At 72.4% G+C, this 19670-nt stretch carries 16 protein-coding genes; 15 read left to right on the forward strand and 1 reads right to left on the reverse strand.

All coding sequences use genetic code 11. The annotated features are described in order from the left end of the window. Positions 1 to 199 precede the first annotated feature (199 nt). The 15 genes from pyrR to IW249_RS21020 all read left to right on the forward strand — a co-directional run bounded on the left by pyrR (position 200) and on the right by IW249_RS21020 (position 18077). Positions 200 to 784 (forward strand): bifunctional pyr operon transcriptional regulator/uracil phosphoribosyltransferase PyrR, encoded by a 585-nt coding sequence (gene pyrR / locus IW249_RS20950; protein WP_196922317.1) that lies wholly within the window; start codon positions 200 to 202, stop codon positions 782 to 784. Continuing rightward, complete coding sequence (locus IW249_RS20955; protein WP_030335650.1) at positions 781 to 1707, forward strand: aspartate carbamoyltransferase catalytic subunit; 927 nt, start codon at positions 781 to 783, stop codon at positions 1705 to 1707. The genes pyrR and IW249_RS20955 overlap by 4 nt, the downstream gene beginning before the upstream one ends. After that, complete coding sequence (locus IW249_RS20960) at positions 1704 to 2981, forward strand: dihydroorotase (RefSeq protein WP_196922318.1); 1278 nt, start codon at positions 1704 to 1706, stop codon at positions 2979 to 2981. Before IW249_RS20955 ends, IW249_RS20960 begins: the two co-directional genes overlap by 4 nt. Continuing rightward, the gene (gene carA / locus IW249_RS20965; protein ID WP_196922319.1) at positions 2978 to 4141 is read left to right on the forward strand and encodes a glutamine-hydrolyzing carbamoyl-phosphate synthase small subunit; all 1164 of its coding nucleotides are present in this window, start codon (positions 2978 to 2980) and stop codon (positions 4139 to 4141) included. The genes IW249_RS20960 and carA overlap by 4 nt, the downstream gene beginning before the upstream one ends. Further along, a complete protein-coding gene (gene carB, locus IW249_RS20970) occupies positions 4134 to 7481 on the forward strand; it encodes a carbamoyl-phosphate synthase large subunit (RefSeq protein WP_196922320.1) in 3348 nt (1115 codons plus the stop codon). Before carA ends, carB begins: the two co-directional genes overlap by 8 nt. After that, a complete protein-coding gene (locus tag IW249_RS20975) occupies positions 7478 to 8524 on the forward strand; it encodes a quinone-dependent dihydroorotate dehydrogenase (protein ID WP_196922321.1) in 1047 nt (348 codons plus the stop codon). The genes carB and IW249_RS20975 overlap by 4 nt, the downstream gene beginning before the upstream one ends. A gap of 271 nt (positions 8525 to 8795) precedes the next feature. After that, positions 8796 to 10070 (forward strand): adenosylmethionine--8-amino-7-oxononanoate transaminase, encoded by a 1275-nt coding sequence (locus IW249_RS20980; RefSeq protein WP_196922322.1) that lies wholly within the window; start codon positions 8796 to 8798, stop codon positions 10068 to 10070. A 73-nt stretch (positions 10071 to 10143) separates the two neighbouring features. Then, positions 10144 to 10980, forward strand: a complete 837-nt coding sequence (gene pyrF, locus IW249_RS20985; protein WP_196922323.1) for an orotidine-5'-phosphate decarboxylase — start codon at positions 10144 to 10146, stop codon at positions 10978 to 10980. Positions 10981 to 11158: 178 nt separating this feature from the next. Then, on the forward strand, positions 11159 to 11476 hold the full coding sequence (gene mihF, locus IW249_RS20990) for an integration host factor, actinobacterial type (protein WP_030335662.1): 318 nt from the start codon (positions 11159 to 11161) through the stop codon (positions 11474 to 11476). Positions 11477 to 11501: 25 nt separating this feature from the next. Further along, entirely contained in the window at positions 11502 to 12035 is a 534-nt protein-coding gene (locus IW249_RS20995) for a nucleoside/nucleotide kinase family protein (protein ID WP_196922324.1), read from the forward strand. Positions 12036 to 12099: 64 nt separating this feature from the next. Then, positions 12100 to 12363, forward strand: a complete 264-nt coding sequence (gene rpoZ, locus IW249_RS21000) for a DNA-directed RNA polymerase subunit omega (RefSeq protein ID WP_030335666.1) — start codon at positions 12100 to 12102, stop codon at positions 12361 to 12363. Between the two features lie 14 nt (positions 12364 to 12377). After that, positions 12378 to 13586: a bifunctional phosphopantothenoylcysteine decarboxylase/phosphopantothenate--cysteine ligase CoaBC gene (gene coaBC, locus IW249_RS21005; RefSeq protein ID WP_196922325.1), complete on the forward strand. Its 1209-nt coding sequence runs from the start codon at positions 12378 to 12380 to the stop codon at positions 13584 to 13586. Between the two features lie 86 nt (positions 13587 to 13672). After that, positions 13673 to 14866: a methionine adenosyltransferase gene (metK, locus tag IW249_RS21010; protein ID WP_196922326.1), complete on the forward strand. Its 1194-nt coding sequence runs from the start codon at positions 13673 to 13675 to the stop codon at positions 14864 to 14866. Beyond that, on the forward strand, positions 14863 to 16836 hold the full coding sequence (locus IW249_RS21015) for a primosomal protein N' (protein ID WP_196924886.1): 1974 nt from the start codon (positions 14863 to 14865) through the stop codon (positions 16834 to 16836). The genes metK and IW249_RS21015 overlap by 4 nt, the downstream gene beginning before the upstream one ends. 257 nt (positions 16837 to 17093) lie before the next feature. Next, positions 17094 to 18077 carry an AAA family ATPase gene (locus tag IW249_RS21020; RefSeq protein ID WP_196922327.1) on the forward strand — a complete coding sequence of 328 codons (984 nt, stop codon included), beginning with the start codon at positions 17094 to 17096 and terminating at the stop codon, positions 18075 to 18077. Between the two features lie 79 nt (positions 18078 to 18156). Here the strand turns inward: IW249_RS21020 and IW249_RS21025 are convergent, their stop codons facing one another. After that, on the reverse strand, positions 18157 to 19437 hold the full coding sequence (locus tag IW249_RS21025; protein ID WP_196922328.1) for a chymotrypsin family serine protease: 1281 nt from the start codon (positions 19435 to 19437) through the stop codon (positions 18157 to 18159). Between the last annotated feature and the right edge of the window lie 233 nt (positions 19438 to 19670).

Raw genomic sequence — 19670 nt, forward strand, 5'->3', positions numbered from 1 at the left:
TGACCCTACCGTTGGGGAGCGTCCGGGAAGTTATCCCCTTTTCCGGTACCTGATCCGGTGGTCAGCAGCCGCCGTCCATCACCCCGGTGACCACTGGTAACGTGGCGGAAGCCCCGGCCCAGGTCCGCTGAGCGGTCCGGCCGGAGGTGCCCGACATCCTTTAACGACCCGTCCCGTGAGGCGGGGAAGGAGGTCCGCCGTGGCATACCCACCGGCTGCCCGCTCGTCACCACCGCGACAACCCTCGGTGAAGGTGATCCTCGCCAGCGCCGACGTGCAACGCGTGGTCGACCGCATCGCCCACCAGATCCTGGAGAAGACCCAGGGCGCCGCCAACACGGTGCTGCTGGGGATTCCCACCCGGGGCACCCCCCTCGCCCGGCGGCTCGCCGACCGGATCAGCACCTTCGAGGACGTCGCCGTCCCGGTCGGTGTGCTCGACATCACCCTGTACCGCGACGACCTCCGTCGGCACGCCACCCGCGCGGTGGGCCCGACCGAGCTGCCGTCCGGCGGGATCGACGGCAAGCGGGTCATCCTCGTCGACGACGTCCTCTTCTCCGGCCGCACCGTCCGGGCCGCGCTCGACGCGCTCAACGACGTGGGCCGCCCGGCGTCGGTGCAGCTCGCCGTCCTGGTCGACAGGGGTCACCGGGAGCTGCCGATCCGCGCCGACTACGTCGGCAAGAACATTCCGACCTCGCTCGCCGAGAGCGTCAAGGTGACGCTCGCCGAGATCGACGGGACGGACGAGGTCAAGCTGTACGGGGGAACGGCCTCATGATCAAACATCTGCTCTCCGGCGGGGACCTGGACGCCGACACCGCCACCGAGATCCTGGACACCGCCGCCGAGATGGCCACCGTCGCCGGCCGGGAGATCAAGAAGCTTCCCGCGCTGCGGGGCCGGACCGTGGTGAACCTCTTCTACGAGGACTCCACGCGTACCCGGATCTCGTTCGAGGCGGCGGCGAAGCGGCTCAGCGCCGACGTGATCAACTTTTCCGCGAAGGGGTCCAGCGTCACCAAGGGTGAGAGCCTGAAGGACACCGCGTTGACCCTGCAGGCCATGGGCGCGGACGCCGTGGTCGTCCGACACCCCGCCTCCGGTGCGCCGCACCGCCTGGCCAACTGGGTGGACGGGTCGGTGGTCAACGCCGGTGACGGCACCCACGAGCACCCCACCCAGGCGCTGCTGGACGCGTACACGATGCGGGCCCGGCTGGGCCGGCTCGCCGGCCTGTCGGTAGCGGTGGTCGGGGACGTGCTGCACTCCCGGGTGGCCCGCTCCAACGTGCTGCTGCTCTCCACCCTCGGCGCCAAGGTCACCCTGGTCGGCCCGCCGACCCTCATCCCGGTCGACATCGCGGGCGCCCTCGCGCCCGGCACCGACGTCTCCTACGACCTCGACTCCGTCCTGCCCAACGTGGACGTGGTGATGATGCTGCGCGTGCAGCGGGAGCGGATGAACGACTCCTACTTCCCCTCCGCGCGCGAGTACGCCCGCCGCTACGGGCTGGACGGGCCGCGGATGCGCCGGCTGCCCGAGCACGCGATCGTCATGCACCCCGGCCCGATGAACCGGGGGATGGAGATCACCCCCGAGGTCGCCGACTCACCCCGCTCCACCATCGTCGAACAGGTCACCAACGGGGTCTCCGTGCGGATGGCTGTCCTTTACCTGCTGCTCGGAGGGAACAACCGGTGACCGCGTACCTGATCACCAGCGTGAGTGTCGTCGGCGGCGCGCCGACCGACCTGCTGATCCGCGACGGCGTGATCGCCGCTGTCGGTCCCGGCCTCACCGCGCCGGACGCCACAGTCGTCGACGGCACCGGCCTGGTCGCCCTGCCCGGCCTCGTCGACCTGCACACCCACCTGCGCGAGCCCGGTCGGGAGGACGCCGAGACCGTCGAGTCCGGTTCCCGGGCGGCGGCGCTCGGCGGCTACACGGCGGTCTGCGCGATGGCCAACACCTCCCCGGTGGCGGACACCGCCGGCGTGGTCGAGCAGGTCTGGCGGCTCGGCCGGGAGGCCAGCCTGGTCGACGTGCAGCCGATCGGCGCGGTCACCGTCGGGCTGGCCGGCGAGCGGCTGGCCGAGCTGGGCGCGATGGCCGACTCGGCGGCCCGGGTGCGGATCTTCTCCGACGACGGGCACTGCGTCGCCGACCCGAAGTTGATGCGCCGAGCCCTGGAGTACGTCAAGGCGTTCGACGGGATCATCGCCCAGCACGCCGAGGAGCCCCGGCTCACCGAGGGCGCCCAGATGCACGAGGGTGAGGTCTCCACCCGGCTCGGCCTGATCGGTTGGCCGGCGGTCGCCGAGGAGGCGATCATCGCCCGGGACGTGCTGCTCGCCGAGCACGTGGGCAGCCGACTGCACGTCTGCCACGTCTCCACCGCCGGCAGCGTCGAGGTGCTGCGCCAGGCAAAGGCACGCGGGGTACGCGTCACCGCCGAGGTGACCCCGCACCACCTGCTGCTCACCGACGAGCGTGCGGAGAGCTACGACCCGGTCTTCAAGGTGAACCCGCCGTTGCGCACCGCCTCCGACGTCACCGCGCTGCGCGCCGCCCTCGCCGACGGGGTGATCGACGTGATCGCCACCGACCACGCCCCGCACGCCGTGGAGGACAAGGAGTGTGAGTGGGCGTACGCCCGGCCGGGGATGCTCGGTCTGGAGACGGCGCTCTCCATCGCGCTGGAGGTGCTCGGCCCCGAGTGGGACCTGATCGCCGAGCGGATGTCCCGCACCCCGGCCCGGATCGCCGGCCTCACCGGGCACGGCGTCGACCCCGCGCCGGGTGTGCCGGCCAACCTGACCCTGATCGACCCGGCCGCCCGCCGCACCATCGAGCCGGCGGAGCTGGCCAGTCGCAGTCGCAACACCCCGTACGCCCGCATGACGCTGCCGGGTCGCATCGTGGCGACCTTCCTGCGTGGCGAGCCGACGGTCCTGGACGGAAAGGCAGTCAAGTGACCCGTAGACGTTCCGCAATCCTGGTGCTCGAGGACGGGCGCACGTTCCCCGGTGAGGCGTACGGCAGCGTCGGGGAGACCTTCGGCGAGGCGGTCTTCAACACCGGCATGACCGGCTACCAGGAGACCCTGACCGACCCGTCGTACCACCGTCAGGTGGTGGTGCAGACCGCGCCGCACATCGGCAACACCGGCGTCAACGGCGAGGACGACGAGTCCGGTCGGATCTGGGTGGCCGGCTACGTCGTGCGCGACCCGGCCCGGATCGGCTCGAACTGGCGGGCCACCGGTGGTCTCGAGGACCGCCTCGCCACCGAGGGCGTGGTGGGCATCAGCGGGGTGGACACCCGGGCGCTGACCCGGCACCTGCGCGAGCGGGGCGCCATGCGGGTGGGCATCTCCAGCGTCGACACCGACCCGCAGAGCCTGCTGGCCCGGGTCCGTCAGGCGCCGCAGATGGTCGGCGCGGACCTGTCCGCCGAGGTGAGCACCCCCGAGCCGTACGTCGTCGAGGCCCTGGGCGAGCACCGGTTCACAGTCGCCGCACTGGACCTGGGCATCAAGCGCAACGTGCCGCGGCGGCTAGCCACCCGCGGGGTGACCACCCACGTGCTGCCGGCGTCGTCGAGCATCGACCAGATGCTCGCCACCGGCGCCGACGCGATCTTCCTGTCGCCGGGCCCGGGCGACCCGGCCACCGCCGACGCCCCGGTGGAGCTGGCCCGGGAGGCGCTGCGGCGGGAGGTGCCGCTGTTCGGCATCTGCTTCGGCAGCCAGATCCTCGGTCGGGCGCTCGGCTTCGGCACCTACAAGCTGGGCTACGGCCACCGGGGGATCAACCAGCCGGTGCTCGACCGGGTCACCGGCAAGGTCGAGGTGACCAGCCACAACCACGGCTTCGCGGTCGAGGTGCCCGGTGTGGGCGCCGGCGCGGTCGTCCCCGACCAGGTGATCGACACCGACTTTGGTGGGGTGCGGGTGTCCCACGTCTGCCTCAATGACAACGTGGTCGAGGGGCTGCGGGCCGTGGACCTGCCCGCTTTCACCGTCCAGTACCACCCGGAGGCGGCGGCCGGCCCGCACGACGCGGACTACCTCTTCGACCGATTCGCTGATCTCATCGAGGGCCGGACCCACAGCAAGGGGCGCAGCAATGCCTAAGCGGACCGATCTCAAGCACATCCTCGTGATCGGCTCCGGGCCGATCGTCATCGGGCAGGCCTGCGAGTTCGACTACTCCGGCACCCAGGCGTGCCGGGTGCTGCGCAGTGAGGGGATCCGGGTCAGCCTGGTCAACTCCAACCCGGCGACGATCATGACGGACCCGGAGTTCGCCGACGCGACCTACGTCGAGCCGATCACCCCGGAGTTCGTGGAGCTGGTCATCGCCAAGGAGCGCCCGGACGCGATCCTCGCGACTCTCGGCGGGCAGACCGCGCTGAACACGGCCGTCGCCCTGCACGAGGCCGGCGTCCTGGAGAAGTACGGCGTGGAGCTGATCGGCGCGAACATCGACGCCATCAACCGGGGCGAGGACCGGCAGCTGTTCAAGGAGATCGTGGCGAAGGCCGGCGTACGGCTGGGTGTCGACGACCCGACCGGGCTGGTGCCCCGCTCGCGGGTCTGCCACTCGATGGACGAGGTCGAGGCGACCGTCGCCGAGTTGGGCCTGCCGGTGGTGATCCGGCCGTCGTTCACCATGGGCGGCCTGGGCTCCGGCATGGCGCACACCCCGGAGGACCTGGCCCGCATCGCCGGTGACGGCCTGTCCGCCAGCCCGGTGCACGAGGTGCTCATCGAGGAGAGCGTGCTCGGCTGGAAGGAGTACGAGCTCGAGCTGATGCGCGACCGGCACGACAACGTGGTGGTGGTCTGCTCCATCGAGAACATCGACCCGATGGGCGTGCACACCGGCGACAGCGTGACCGTGGCGCCGGCCATGACGCTCACCGACCGGGAGTACCAGCGCCTGCGTGACCTGGGCATCGCCGTACTGCGTGAGGTCGGGGTCGACACCGGCGGCTGCAACATCCAGTTCGCGGTCAACCCGGTCGACGGCCGAATCGTCGTGATCGAGATGAACCCCCGGGTGTCGCGCTCCTCCGCGCTGGCCTCCAAGGCGACCGGCTTCCCGATCGCGAAGATCGCCGCCAAGCTGGCCATCGGTTACACCCTCGACGAGATCCCCAACGACATCACCCTGAAGACCCCGGCGGCGTTCGAGCCGACCCTCGACTACGTGGTGGTGAAGATCCCCCGGTTCGCGTTCGAGAAGTTCCCCGGCGCGGACCCGGAGCTGACCACCACCATGAAGTCGGTGGGCGAGGCCATGAGCCTGGGGCGTAACTTCACCGAGGCGCTGAACAAGGCGATGCGCTCGATGGAGACCCGATCATCTGGTTTCTGGACCACTCCAGACCCGGCGGGCGTCACCCTGACGGACACCCTCGCCGCGCTGCGGATCCCGCACGACGGCCGGTTGTACACGGTGGAGCGGGCGCTACGCCTGGGCGCGTCGATCGCCGAGGTCGCCGAGGCGTCCGGTGGGATCGACCCGTGGTTCCTGGACCAGATCGCCGCGCTGATCGAGCTGCGCGACGAGATCGTCGACGCGCCGGTGCTCGACGCCGACCTGCTGCGCCGCGCCAAGCGGGCCGGTCTGTCCGACCGGCAGCTCGCCGCGCTGCGCCCGGAGCTGGCCGCCGAGGACGGCGTACGGACCCTGCGGCACCGCCTCGACGTGCGCCCGGTCTACAAGACGGTGGACACCTGCGCGGCCGAGTTCGAGGCGACCACGCCGTACCACTACTCGACGTACGACCTGGAGACCGAGGTCGTGCCGTCGGACCGGCCGAAGGTGCTGATCCTGGGCTCCGGCCCGAACCGGATCGGGCAGGGCATCGAGTTCGACTACTCCTGCGTGCACGCGGTGCAGGCGTTGCGGACGGCCGGTTACGAGACCGTCATGGTCAACTGCAACCCGGAGACGGTTTCCACCGACTACGACACCGCCGACCGGCTGTACTTCGAGCCGCTGACCTTCGAGGACGTCCTGGAGGTCTGGCACGCCGAGGACTCGTCCGGCCGGGCGGCCGGCGGGCCGGGCGTGGTCGGAGTGGTCGTCCAGCTCGGCGGGCAGACCCCGCTGGGGCTGGCGCAGCGACTCAAGAACGCCGGCGTGCCGATCGTCGGCACCTCCCCGGAGTCGATCCACCTGGCCGAGGAGCGGGGCGCGTTCGGCGCGGTGCTGGCCCGCGCCGGGTTGCGCGCGCCGGCGCACGGCATGGCCACCTCGTACGACGAGGCCAAGACGATCGCCGACGAGATCGGCTACCCGGTGCTGGTCCGGCCGTCGTACGTGCTGGGCGGGCGGGGCATGGAGATCGTCTACGACGACCCGACGCTGCGCGACTACATCGGTCGGGCCACCGACATCTCCCCGGACCACCCGGTGCTGGTGGACCGGTTCCTCGACGACGCCATCGAGATCGACGTGGACGCGCTGTGCGACGCCGACGGTGAGGTCTACATCGGCGGCGTGATGGAGCACATCGAGGAGGCCGGCATCCACTCCGGCGACTCGTCCTGCGCGCTCCCGCCGATCACCCTGGCGGGCTCGCACCTGGTCGAGGTGCGCCGCTACACCGAGGCCATCGCCCGTGGCGTCGGCGTGCGCGGCCTGCTCAACGTGCAGTACGCCCTCAAGGACGACGTGCTCTACGTGCTGGAGGCCAACCCGCGGGCGTCGCGGACCGTCCCGTTCGTCTCCAAGGCCACGGCGGTGCCGCTGGCCAAGGCGGCGGCCCGGATCGCGCTCGGGGCGAGCATCGCCGAGCTGCGCGCCGAGGGCCTGTTGCCGGCGACGGGGGACGGGGGCACGATGCCCGCCGACGCTCCGGTCGCGGTCAAGGAGGCGGTGCTGCCGTTCAAGCGTTTCCGGACCCGCGCGGGCAAGGGGATCGACTCGCTGCTCGGGCCGGAGATGAAGTCGACCGGCGAGGTGATGGGCATCGACACCAACTTCGGGCACGCCTTCGCCAAGAGCCAGTCGGCCGCGTACGGGTCGCTGCCGACCGCCGGGAAGATCTTCGTCTCGGTGGCCAACCGGGACAAGCGCGGCATGATCTTCCCGATCAAGCGGCTGGCCGATCTGGGCTTCGAGATCGTCGCCACCGCCGGCACGGCCGAGGTGCTGCGCCGGCACGGCATCGCCTGCGAGCAGATCCGTAAGCACTACCAGGCCGGTGCGGGCGACGACGCGGTGTCGCTGATCGGCGGCGGCCACGTGGCGCTGGTGATCAACACGCCGCAGGGCTCGGGTGCCAGTGCCCGCTCCGACGGCTACGAGATCCGCAGCGCGGCCGTCACCGCGGACATCCCCTGCATCACCACGGTCCCCGGCGCCGCCGCGGCGGTGATGGGCATCGAGGCGCGGATCCGCGGCGACATGCAGGTCCGCCCCCTGCAGGACCTGCACGCCACCCTGCGGGCGGCCCAGTGACAGTGTTCGAGCAGGCGGTACGGCCGTGGTTGTTCCGGCTCGGTGGCGGCGACGCCGAGGCGGCGCACGAGTGGACACTGCGGCGGTTGGCGGCCCTGTCGCGGCGGCCGGCCGCGCTCGCCGCGCTGCGGGCCCGGTACGCGGTCGACGCGCCGCGCACCGTGTTCGGGGTGCGGTTCCCCAACCCGGTCGGGTTGGCCGCCGGCATGGACAAGGACGGGGCGGCGCTGCCGGCCTGGCCGGCGCTCGGCTTCGGTTTCGTGGAGGTCGGCACTGTCACCGCGCACGCCCAGCCGGGCAATCCCCGGCCGCGGCTGTTCCGGCTGCCGGCCAGCGAGGCGGTGGTCAACCGGATGGGCTTCAACAACGCCGGGGCCGCCGCGCTGGCCGCCCGGCTGGCGGCGTTGCCCCGCCCGCTCGGGGTGCCGCTGGGCATCTCGCTGGGCAAGTCCAAGGTGACCCCGCTGGACGAGGCGGTCGAGGACTACCTCGCCTCGTACCGGGCGCTGCGCGGGCACGGCGACTACTTCGCGGTGAACGTGTCCTCACCGAACACCCCGGGCCTGCGGTCGTTGCAGGATCGCGCCCACCTGGACGCGCTGCTCGGCGCGCTGGTGGGGGAGAAGCCGGTGCTGGTCAAGATCGCGCCGGACCTGACCGAGGCGGCGATCGCCGAGCTGCTGGAGGTCTGTGTGGCCCGGGGCGCCGCCGGGGTGATCGCCACCAACACCACGCTGTCCCGGGACGGGCTCGCCGGCGGTGACGTCGAGCGTGGCGCGCAGGCCGGTGGCCTCTCCGGCCGGCCGCTGACCGTGCGGGCCCGCGAGGTGGTCGCCTTCGTCCACCGGGAGACCGGCGGCCGGCTGCCGATCATCGGCGTCGGCGGGGTGCTGGACCCGGACGACGCGGCGCGGATGTTCGACGCCGGTGCCGCCCTGGTGCAGCTCTACACCGGCTTCATCTACCGGGGACCTGCCCTGGTCCGCGCCGCCGCCCGCGCGGCGGCCACCACGGCGGCATCGGACCCCGTCGCGGGCCGGTGACCGCCCGCGGTCCGGTGCCGGCCCGGCGCAACCGGGTGCCGAGCCCGGTCCGCGCCGAGGAGCCCACTCCCGCTGTTACCCCTTTGCTCTGCACCCGTGGATGCACCACCCGGAGCGCGGTGCCCGGCCACCGGGTGTCGCGTCCGCGGGTGCAGAGCAAAGGTCGCGGAAATAGAAGCGGCGGCGGCAGCGGGAGAGGCGGCGGCGGACAGGTTCGACCCGGCCGCAGGACGTCCGCCGTCCGGGCCGCTTCAGGCACGAAGGAGTACGCGTGACACCCGAGAAGATCCTGGCCGCCGACCGGGCGCACGTCTGGCACCCGTACGCCGCGCTGCCGCCGGCCAACCCGCCGTACGTGGTGCGCGGCGCCGAGGGGGTACGGCTGACCCTCGCCGACGGGCGGGAGTTGGTGGACGGGATGTCGTCCTGGTGGGCGGCGATCCACGGCTACCGGCACCCGGTGCTGGACGCGGCGGTGACCGACCAGCTCGGCCGGATGAGCCACGTGATGTTCGGCGGGCTCACCCACGAGCCGGCCGTGCGGCTGGCTCGGACGCTTGTCGAGCTGACCCCGGATGGCCTGGAGCACGTGTTCCTGGCCGATTCGGGCTCGGTGAGCGTCGAGGTGGCGGTGAAGATGTGCCTGCAGTACCAGCGGGCCGTCGGGCGGCCCCAGCGGCGCCGGCTGGCGACCTGGCGGGGTGGCTACCACGGCGACACGTTCCACCCGATGAGCGTCTGCGACCCGGAGGGCGGAATGCACCACCTCTGGGGCGACGTGCTGCCCCGGCAGGTGTTCGCCCCGGTGCCCCCGGGCGGCTTCAACGATCCGCCCGACGACGCGTACCTGGCGGCGCTGGTGGACACGGTCGAGCGGCACGCCGACGAACTGGCCGCCGTGATCGTCGAGCCCGTCGTCCAGGGCGCCGGTGGGATGCGCTTCCACCACCCGGGTTACCTGCGGGTGCTGCGCGAGGTGACCCGCGCGCACGGGATTCTGCTGATCTTCGACGAGATCGCCACCGGGTTCGGCCGTACCGGCGAGATGTTCGCCGCCGAGCACGCGGGGGTGACGCCGGACGTGCTGTGCGTGGGCAAGGCGCTGACCGGCGGGTACCTGACCCTCGCGGCGACCCTGTGCACCCCGGAGGTCGCCCGGGGCATCTCGGCGACCGGGGTGCTGGCGCACGGGCCCACGTTCATGGGCAACCCGCTGGCCTGCGCGGTGGCGAACGCCTCCATCGGGCTGCTGCGGGCCGGAGACTGGGCCGGACAGGTCGCCAGGGTCGGCGCCGGCCTGCGCGCCGGCCTGGAGCCCCTGCGCGGCACGCCGGGCGTGACCGACGTACGGGTGCTCGGCGCGATCGGCGTGGTCCAGCTCGATCACGAGGTCGACCTCGGCGCGGCGACCGCGGCAGCGGTCGAGCAGGGGGTGTGGCTGCGTCCGTTCCGCGACCTGATCTACACGATGCCGCCGTACGTCACCGACGACGCCGATCTGGCCCGGATCGCGACCGGGGTGGCGGCGGCGGTGGCGGCCGGCTGAGTCGGCCCGGTCACCGGGTCGACGGGTTATCCGGGCGGGGCGACCGCCCGGACGAGAAGAGGGGAACACTCCGATGGAGAGCTTCGGTACCCGGCTGCACCGGGCGATCACCGAGCGGGGCCCACTGTGTGTGGGCATCGACCCGCATCCCGGTCTGCTGGCCCAGTGGGGCCTCCCGGACGACGTTGAGGGGCTCGACCGGTTCAGCCGGACCGTCGTGGAAGCCCTCGGTGACCGGGTTGCGGTAGTCAAGCCTCAGTCGGCCTTTTTCGAGCGGTTCGGGTCCCGAGGTGTGGCGATTCTTGAGTCAACTATCCGACAGTTACGAGATGCCGGCTCGCTCGTTCTGCTCGACGTCAAGCGCGGCGACATCGGCTCGACGGTGAGCGCGTACGCCGCGGCGTACCTTGATCCATCCAGCCCCGTGTATGTCGACGCGGTCACCGCGAGCCCCTACCTCGGGGTCGGTTCGCTGGCGCCGATGTTCGAGCTGGCCGCCGAGCACGGCGGCGGGGTGTTCGTGCTGGCCCTCACCTCCAACCCCGAGGGCGCTGCCGTGCAGCGGGCCGTCACGGCCGACGGCCGCACCGTGGCGCAGACCGTGATCGACGAGATTTCCCAGCTCAACCGGGGTGCGACCCCGCTGGGGAGCTTCGGTCTGGTGGTCGGCGCGACCATCGGTGACACCGGTCACGACCTCTCCGGTGTGGGGGGCCCACTGCTCGCTCCGGGGCTCGGCGCGCAGGGTGCCGGCGCAGCCGATCTGCGTACCGTCTTCGGTTCGAGTCTCGCCTCGGTGCTCCCGTCGTGCTCCCGGGAAGTGCTCTCGGCGGGCCCCGATGTGGCCGCGCTGCGGGCCGCCGCGGACCGCGTTCTGGTCGACTGCCGGGCCGTCCTGCCTGCCCGGTGACTGACTGACGGGTCGGTCACTCTACGGTGATCATGCGGCCCCCACGTTGCCGAAAGCGTCGTTGGCCGCTAGTTTTCCCCGCGCTGGGAACCATGGACCCCTTGGTTCACAGCGACACCACGTTTCACAGATGCGGCGGTGCGCCCCGCCCGCCGCGATAGGGACCTGAGGAGAACTGGTGCCGCTCCCGTCACTGACCCCCGAACAACGCGCTGCCGCGCTCGAGAAGGCCGCGGAGATCCGCAAGGCCCGTGCTCAGCTGAAGGAGCAGCTCAAGCAGGGCAAGACCACCCTCGGTGCCGTCCTCGAGCGGGCCGAGAGCGACGACGTCGTTGGCAAGCTCAAGGTGTCGGCCGTCCTGCAGGCCATGCCGGGCATCGGCAAGATCCGGGCTACCCAGATCATGGAGAAGCTCAAGATCGCCGACAGCCGTCGCCTGCGTGGCCTCGGCGAGCAGCAGCGCAAGGCACTGCTTGGAGAGTTCGCCGCCAACTGAACCTGGCAGCGTGTAGAAACAAGCAGTGAGCACGGATGACGAGGCGCGCCCGGCGGCTCGGCTCACTGTCCTGGCTGGACCTTCGGGTTCCGGCAGGGAGAGTGTCGTCGAGCTCGTCCGGGCGCGTTCTCCGTCCGTGTGGATCCCGGTCGCGGCGACCACCAGGCCGCGCCGGGAAACGGAGATCGACGGGGTGGACCGCGTCTTCCTCGCCCCCGCCGAGTTCGATCGTTGGATCGCCGACGGCGAGCTGCTGGAGTGGTCCCGGATCGGGCCGCACCGCCGCGGCACCCCGTACCCACCGCTGCGCGCCCGGCTCGACGCCGGGCAGCCGGTGCTGCTCCCGCTCGACCTGCGCGGCGTCCCCCTGGTCCGCGCGCGTCTTCCCGATGCCCGACTGGTGCTGCTGAGCCCACCCGGGTACGCCCCCGGCGCAACGGTGGCCGCCGCCGCCGAGCACACGCTCACCCACGACCACACCGAACGGGTGGTCGACGAGCTGGTAGGCTTACTCGGTTCTTCTTATCCGGATCCGGCCTGGTCGCGCGTGCGTGGCTGACGGTCGGCCGCCGTTGAGACTCAGCACCGCGTCCGCGCGGCTCGAAAGACGCAGAGGTTAATTCGTGGGATCCATCGCCAACCCCGAAGGCATCACCAACCCGCCGATCGACGAGCTCCTCGAGAAGACGACGTCGAAGTACGCGCTGGTCATCTTCGCCGCCAAGCGCGCGCGCCAGGTCAACGCCTACTACAGCCAGCTCGGTGAGGGTCTGCTGGAGTACGTCGGCCCGCTCGTCGAGACCACCCCGCAGGAGAAGCCCCTCTCGATCGCCATGCGCGAGATCAACTCGGGCCTGCTCACCGCCGAGCCGACCGACCAGCCGTAAGCCCCCGCTGGCCGATGTCCGCCTCGATCGTCCTCGGGGTCGGTGGCGGCATCGCCGCCTACAAGGCGTGCGAGCTGCTGCGACTCTTCACCGAATCGGGTCACCGGGTTCGGGTCGTGCCAACCGCGTCGGCGCTCCGCTTCGTTGGAGCGCCGACCTGGGCCGCGCTCTCCGGTCAACCGGTCGCCGACGACGTCTGGACCGACGTCCACGAGGTGCCGCACGTCCGGCTCGGTAAGCAGGCCGACCTGGTGGTGGTCGCGCCGACCACCACCGACCTGCTCGCCAAGGCCGCGCACGGCCTCGCGGACGACCTGCTGACCAACACCCTGCTGACCGCCCGCTGCCCGGTCCTGCTGGCCCCGGCCATGCACACCGAGATGTGGGAGCACCCCGCCACCGTGGCCAACGTCGCCACGCTGCGCTCCCGCGGTGTGCGGGTCATCGAGCCGGCCGTCGGTCGACTCACCGGCGCCGACACCGGCAAGGGCCGGCTGCCCGACCCCGCGGAGATCTTCGCCGTCGCCGGCCGGCTCCTGGCCCGCGGCGACTCCGCCCCGGCCGACCTGGCCGGCCGCCGGGTGGTCATCACCGCCGGTGGCACCCGCGAGCCCCTGGACCCGGTCCGTTTCCTGGGTAACCGCTCGTCGGGCAAGCAGGGGTACGCGTTCGCCCGCGCGGCGGTCGCCCGGGGCGCCCGGGTGACAGTGATCGCGGCCAACGTCGGCCTCGCCGACCCGGCCGGCGTCGACCTGATCCGGGTGGGCACCACCGCCGAGCTGCGGGAGGCGACCGTCAAGGCCGCCGTCGAGGCCGATGCGGTGGTGATGGCGGCGGCTCCGGCCGATTTCCGGCCCGCGACGTACGCGCCTGGCAAAATCAAGAAGTCGGACGACGGCGTCGCGCCCACCATCGAGCTCGTCACGAACCCGGACATCGCGGCGGAGCTCGGCCAGCGCAAACGATCAGAGCAGGTGCTGGTGGTGTTCGCCGCCGAGACCGGCGATGCAGAGGCCAACGGCCGGGCGAAGCTCGCCCGGAAGCGGGCCGACCTGATCGTGGTCAACGAGGTCGGCCCGGACCTGGTCTTCGGCGCCGACACCAACACGGTGACGGTCATCGGCGCGGACGGTTCGGTCAGCCGATTGCCCGAGCAGGCCAAGGAAGATGTGGCCGACGCCGTCTGGGATCTCGTCGTGGCGCGGCTCCCCGGCCGTTCCTGACGGGTGGACAGGGCGTGACCGATCCCGACACCGGCCGCAGTGGTGATTACACTGCCGCGGAACGACCTCACACGCTTAGGAGTGCCGTGACACGCCGTCTCTTCACGTCCGAATCGGTCACGGAAGGCCACCCGGACAAGATCGCTGACCAGATCAGCGATGGCATCCTCGATGCGCTGCTGACCGAGGACCCCCACAGCCGCGTGGCGGTGGAAACCTTGATCACCACCGGTCAGGTGCACATCGCCGGCGAGGTGACCACCAAGGCGTACGCCGACATCCCGACGATCGTCCGCCGGACCATCCTCGACATCGGCTACGACTCGTCGAAGAAGGGCTTCGACGGCGCCTCCTGCGGCGTCAGCGTCTCCATCGGCGCCCAGTCCGAGGACATCGCGCAGGGCGTTGACAACGCCTTCGAGTTGCGGACCGGTGCGTCGGAGAGCGCGCTGGACGCGCAGGGCGCCGGCGACCAGGGCATGATGTTCGGCTTCGCCTGCTCGGAGACTCCCGAGCTGATGCCGTTGCCGATCGCCCTCGCCCACCGGCTGGCCCGCCGCCTCTCCGCGGTGCGCAAGGACGGCACGATCCCGTACCTGCGGCCGGACGGCAAGACCCAGGTCACCATCGAGTACGAGGGGCTGCGCCCGGTCCGGTTGAACACCGTTGTGGTGTCCAGCCAGCACGCCGCCGACATCTCGCTGGACTCGCTGCTCACCCCGGACGTGCGCGACCACGTGATCGCCCCGGAGCTGGAGAGCCTCGGCCTCGACACCGAGGGCTACCGGCTGCTGGTCAACCCGACCGGCCGGTTCGAGATCGGCGGCCCGATGGGTGACGCCGGGCTGACCGGTCGCAAGATCATCGTCGACACCTACGGCGGGTACGCCCGCCACGGTGGCGGCGCGTTCTCCGGCAAGGACCCGTCCAAGGTGGACCGGTCGGCCGCGTACGCGATGCGCTGGGTGGCCAAGAACGTGGTCGCCGCCGGCCTGGCCGAGCGGTGCGAGGCGCAGGTCGCCTACGCCATCGGCAAGGCCCACCCGGTGAGCCTCTTCATCGAGACGTTCGGCACCGAGACCGTGCCCGTCTCCTCGATCGAGAAGGCCGTCTCCGAGGTGTTCGACCTGCGCCCGGCCGCGATCATCCGGGACCTCAACCTGCTCCGCCCGATCTACCAGCAGACCGCCGCGTACGGCCACTTCGGCCGGGAACTGCCGGACCTGACCTGGGAGAGCACCGACCGGGCCGCCGACCTCAAGTCGGCCGCGGGAGCCTGACCGCCACCAAGCGCAGCGACCGGCGACCCGCGGATGGGTCGCCGGTCGCACGCGTCTGTGTGGACGTCGGGCTGGCGCACCTGGACCGGCCGTTCGACTACCTGGTGCCGGCGGAGCTGGACGAGGTCGCGGTGCCCGGCACCCGGGTGAAGGTGCGCTTCGCCGGGCAACTGGTCGACGGGTGGCTGCTGTCGCGTGCCGACGACTCCGGGCACACCGGCCGCCTCGCGTACCTGGAGAAGGTGGTCTCGCCGGAGCCGGTGCTGGCCCCCGAGATCGCCCGGCTGGCCCGGGCGGTCGCCGACCGGTACGCGGGCAGCCTCGCCGACGTGCTCCGGCTCGCCGTGCCGCCCCGGCACGCGCGGGTGGAGAAGGAGCCCCGCGACGACGAGCCCACCCCGGTTGCCCCCTCCGGGGCGGTCGACCCGCGCGGGTGGCGCGACTACCCGACCGGCCCGGCCCTGCTGCGGGCCCTCGTCGACGGCCGGGCGCCCCACGCGGTCTGGTCGGCCCTGCCCGGTGAGGACTGGGCGGCCCGCTACGCCGACGCGGTGGCGGCCACCGTCGCCGGTGGGCGCGGCGCTGTGGTCGTGGTGCCCGACGCGCGTGACCTCGACCGCCTCGACGCCGAGCTCACCGGTGTGCTCGGCCCGGGGCGACACGTCAGCCTCTCCGCCGCGCTCGGCCCGGCCCGGCGTTACCGGGCCTTCCTCGCCGCTCGCCGGGGACAGGTGCCGGTGGTGATCGGCACCCGGGCGGCGATGTTCGCCCCGGTGGCCCGGCTCGGCCTCGTGGCCATCTGGGACGACGGTGACGACCTGCACTCCGAGCCCCGGGCGCCCTACCCGCACGCCCGCGACGTGCTGCTCACCCGCGCCCACCTCGCCGAGGCCGGCGCGCTGGTCGGCGGGTACGCCCGGACGGCCGAGGCGCAGCTGCTGGTGGAGACCGGCTGGGCCCCGGAGGTGGTCGCCGACCGGAGCACCGTGCGGGCGCGGATCCCGGCCATCGCGCCGACCGGAGACGACCCGCAACTGGCCCGTGACCCCGGGGCCGCCACCGCCCGGCTGCCCAGCCTGGCCTGGACGGCTGCCCGCGACGCGCTCCGGCAGGACCTCCCGGTGCTGGTGCAGGTGCCCCGGCGTGGCTACCTGCCGTCGATCTCCTGCGCCGAGTGCCGCACCCCGGCCCGGTGCGCGCACTGTGCCGGTCCGCTCGCGCTGCCCTCGGCCGGCGGCATACCGGCCTGCCGGTGGTGCGCCCGGGTGGCGGCCGCGTACGCCTGCCCGGAGTGCGGTGGGCGGCGGCTGCGGGCCGCGGTGACCGGCGCGCGGCGGACCGCCGAGGAACTGGGCCGGGCGTTCCCCGGCGTGACGGTGCGCACCTCGGGGCGCGAGGAGGTGCTGACCGACGTGCCCGGCGGCGCGGCCCTGGTGGTGGCCACCCCGGGCGCCGAGCCGGTCGCCGAGGGCGGCTACGGCGCGGTGCTGCTGCTCGACTCGTGGGCCCTGCTGACCCGGGCCGACCTGCGTGCCGGGGAGGAGGCGCTGCGCCGCTGGCTGGCGGCGGCGGCGCTGGCCCGCCCGGCGCCGGAGGGTCGGGTGGTGGTGGTCGCCGACGGCGCGCTCGCCCCCGTGCAGGCGCTGCTGCGCTGGGACGCCGGCTGGTTCGCCGGTCGGGAGCTGGCCGAGCGCCGCGAGCTGGGCTTCCCACCGGCCGTGCGGATGGCGAGCGTCACCGGCGCGGCCGAGGCGGTGGCGGACCTGCTGGCGGCGGCCCGACTGCCGGACGACGCCGAGGTGCTCGGGCCGGTGCCGGCCGAGGAGGGCCGGGAGCGGATGTTGGTCCGGGTGCCCCGGGCGCGGGCTGCCGCTCTCGCCGAGGCGTTGCACTCGGCCGCTGGCGCTCGGGCCGCCCGTAAGGCCGCCGATCCGGTTCGTCTCCAGGTCGATCCACTCAGCCTGTTCTGAGGCGTTTGGGCCGCTGCCGACGGTGACGAACCTCGCCCCGCTGCGGTGCCGCTCGCACACCGCGTCCGGCAAAGCGGTGGCGCCCGAGTGGTAGCATCGCCCGTCATGCCAAGGCGTACGACGGGCTCCAGGTCGCGACGGAGCGTCAGCCGCGCCGAGCTGGGGTCGCCGCGGGATGGCGCGACGATGGCGGGAGCGCGTCCGTCGGGCGCGAGGTCGATGATGTCAATGAGCCGGTGATCAGGGGTGGACCAGTCGTGACCGTTGGACAATCGATCGTCTTCAACGGCGACCTCGGCAGCGGCAAGAGCACCGTGTCGGTCGAGATCGCCAAGCGGCTCGGCATGCGCCGGGTCAGCGTGGGGGACCTCTACCGGGAGATGGCGCAGCAGCGGCAGATGACCGCGCTTCAGCTCAACCTGCACGCCGAGCTCGACCAGGCAGTCGACGGCTACGTCGACCAGCTTCAGCGGGACATCGCCGCCTCCGGTGAGCGCCTCGTCATGGACTCCCGGCTGGCCTGGCACTTCTTCACCGACGCGCTCAAGGTCCACATGATCACCGAGCCGGGCGAGGCGGCCCGGCGGGTGCTCGCCCGACCGTCCGGGCCGGCGGAGAGCTACGCCTCCCTGGAGGAGGCGAAGGCCAAGCTCCGGGAGCGCAGCGCGAGCGAGCGCAGCCGGTTCATCATCCGTTACGGGGTGGACAAGGCCCGGCTGCGCAACTACGACCTGATCTGCGACACCACCCGGGCGTCCGCCGCCGAGGTGATCGAGCACATCGTGGCCGCGTACGAGGGCACGCTCGGCGCCGAGGTGCTGCGCGACGCGCCGCCGCTGCTGCTGCTGGACCCGGCCCGGGTCTACCCGACCGAGGACATCGCCACCCTGCGGGGTCTGTGGGACACCGACTTCGTCGGTGGGGTGGCCAAGGCCGGCGACGAGGCCCTCGAACCGCTGAAGATCGGGTTCACCGGCGAGTACTTCTTCGTCGTCAACGGTCACCGCCGCCTCAGCGCCGCGCTGCAGAACGGGTTCTCCCTGGTCCCCGCCCAGTTGGTCGCCGAGGTCGACGAGCCGGTCGTGGGCGGGATGACGGCGATCGACTACTTCGCCGCCCAGGTGCGTCCCGGCCTGATCTACGACTGGGAGGCGGCTCACAAGATCCAGCTGCCGCTGCCCGAGCCCGCGCTGCTCCGTGGCGACGCGGTGCTCGCGGGGGACCCGGGCGCCAGCGTCTGACCCAGCGAAGGGCCGGGCCGACGCGCGGGGTACGCGCGCCGGCCCGACCACCGAGTCGTACGGCGATCGCCGAGGCGGCTCAGCCGAGGATGACGCCTGAAGCGCCTACTCCGGCCATGCCGGAGAAGATGTCCTCGTAGTACATCCGCCAGGCGCAGACCCGACCGGTGGTCACGTAGCCGGTACAGGCGACCGCTGTGTTGGTGTCGTCGATGGCGGTGTTGGTGCCGGTCGCCCAGACCTGGAGTGTGTTCGCCGCGTTCACGATCTCCACCGGGCCGCCGCTGTCACCCTGACCGACGGCGTTGGTGCGGGTGGTGTTCTCCGCCTGCACCTGACCGCAGACCGTCCCGAAGTTGCGGACGTTGATGCAGAGGTTGCGGGCCTTCACCTGAATCGAGCAGCGGGTGCCGGAGTACGCGCCGGAGGTGCACACGAAGTTGCCGACCTGGCTGGCCGAAGCGCCGATCACCTGGTTGCTGAACTCGCTGACCACCGCGCCGGCGGCATTGGTGCTGTTGTTGAAGACCCGGCCGCCCGAGCTGCCCGCGAGGAGCAGGGTGTCGGTGCCGGTGTTGCGGGTGCCGACGATCCCGATCGTCTGCCCGGTCGGGTCGGTCGCGAGGACGTTGAGGTTGGCGCAGTGCGCGGCGGAGAGCATCCGCGCCACCCCGCCCTGGAAGACCCCGAAGCCGGTCGAGCAGCCACCGCCGGTGGCGGTGTTACGCCACGCGGCGCCACCCCACCACGGCGCCGTGTCGTCCCACCGGGTGGCGGGCGCGGCGGCGACCCCGGTCTGCACTGTCACCGGTACGCCGGCGAGAGCCGTCGCGCCGAGCAGCCCGTCCTGGGTGCCGACGAGCAGGCCGGCGCCGTCGGCGCGCGGCCCGACCGTGGTGATCTTGTTGCCGGCTGCGGCCCGCAGCCGGTCGGCCGCGACCATGAGTTCCCGCTGTGAGTACGCGGCGGGCAGCACCTGGGTGGTGACGGTGGCCTGGGCGGTGGCCACCAGACTGGCCGGCGGCTCACCCTTCCAGTAGACCTGGAGCTGGCGGGTGGTGGGGTCGGCGACGATTCCGGCGAAGCCGGAGTTCGCGCTGCGCTGTGCCGCGTTCGTGATCCGGGCGGCGGCGGTGTTCATGCGCTGCTGCAACCGGAGCAGTTCCGACCAGGAGGCGAAGCCGCCGGGGACCGGTGTGCTGTCGACGAAGGATCCGGTGGTGGCGGCCTTGCCGGCCGGTGCGGCGGTGGCCGGGGTGGCGGTCATGCCCGCGGCGAGCAGCGTGAGACCGATCGCGGTGACGGCGACGCGACGCAGCATCGTCACGGTGCGGCGGGTGGTCGGGTGTGGACGGATCATCGGGTACCTCTTCCCCCAGGGATCGTGGAGCGGGCCGGGCCCGCACCAGGACGGTGGCAGGGGCATCGGCTACGCGGGGCGGATCCTGGACGGGGCTGGACACCGCTGGACACCGCCGGACGGGGAACGGTCCGCAGTGGAACTGTCTTACATTGGCAACCGTCTATCGAGCGACGCTGGCCCGGAATTACCCTGCCCCTGCGTGATCCGGGGGGCCGGATGACCGGGGGTGG

The sequence above is a fragment of the Micromonospora vinacea genome (assembly GCF_015751785.1).
Taxonomy (GTDB): domain Bacteria; phylum Actinomycetota; class Actinomycetes; order Mycobacteriales; family Micromonosporaceae; genus Micromonospora; species Micromonospora vinacea.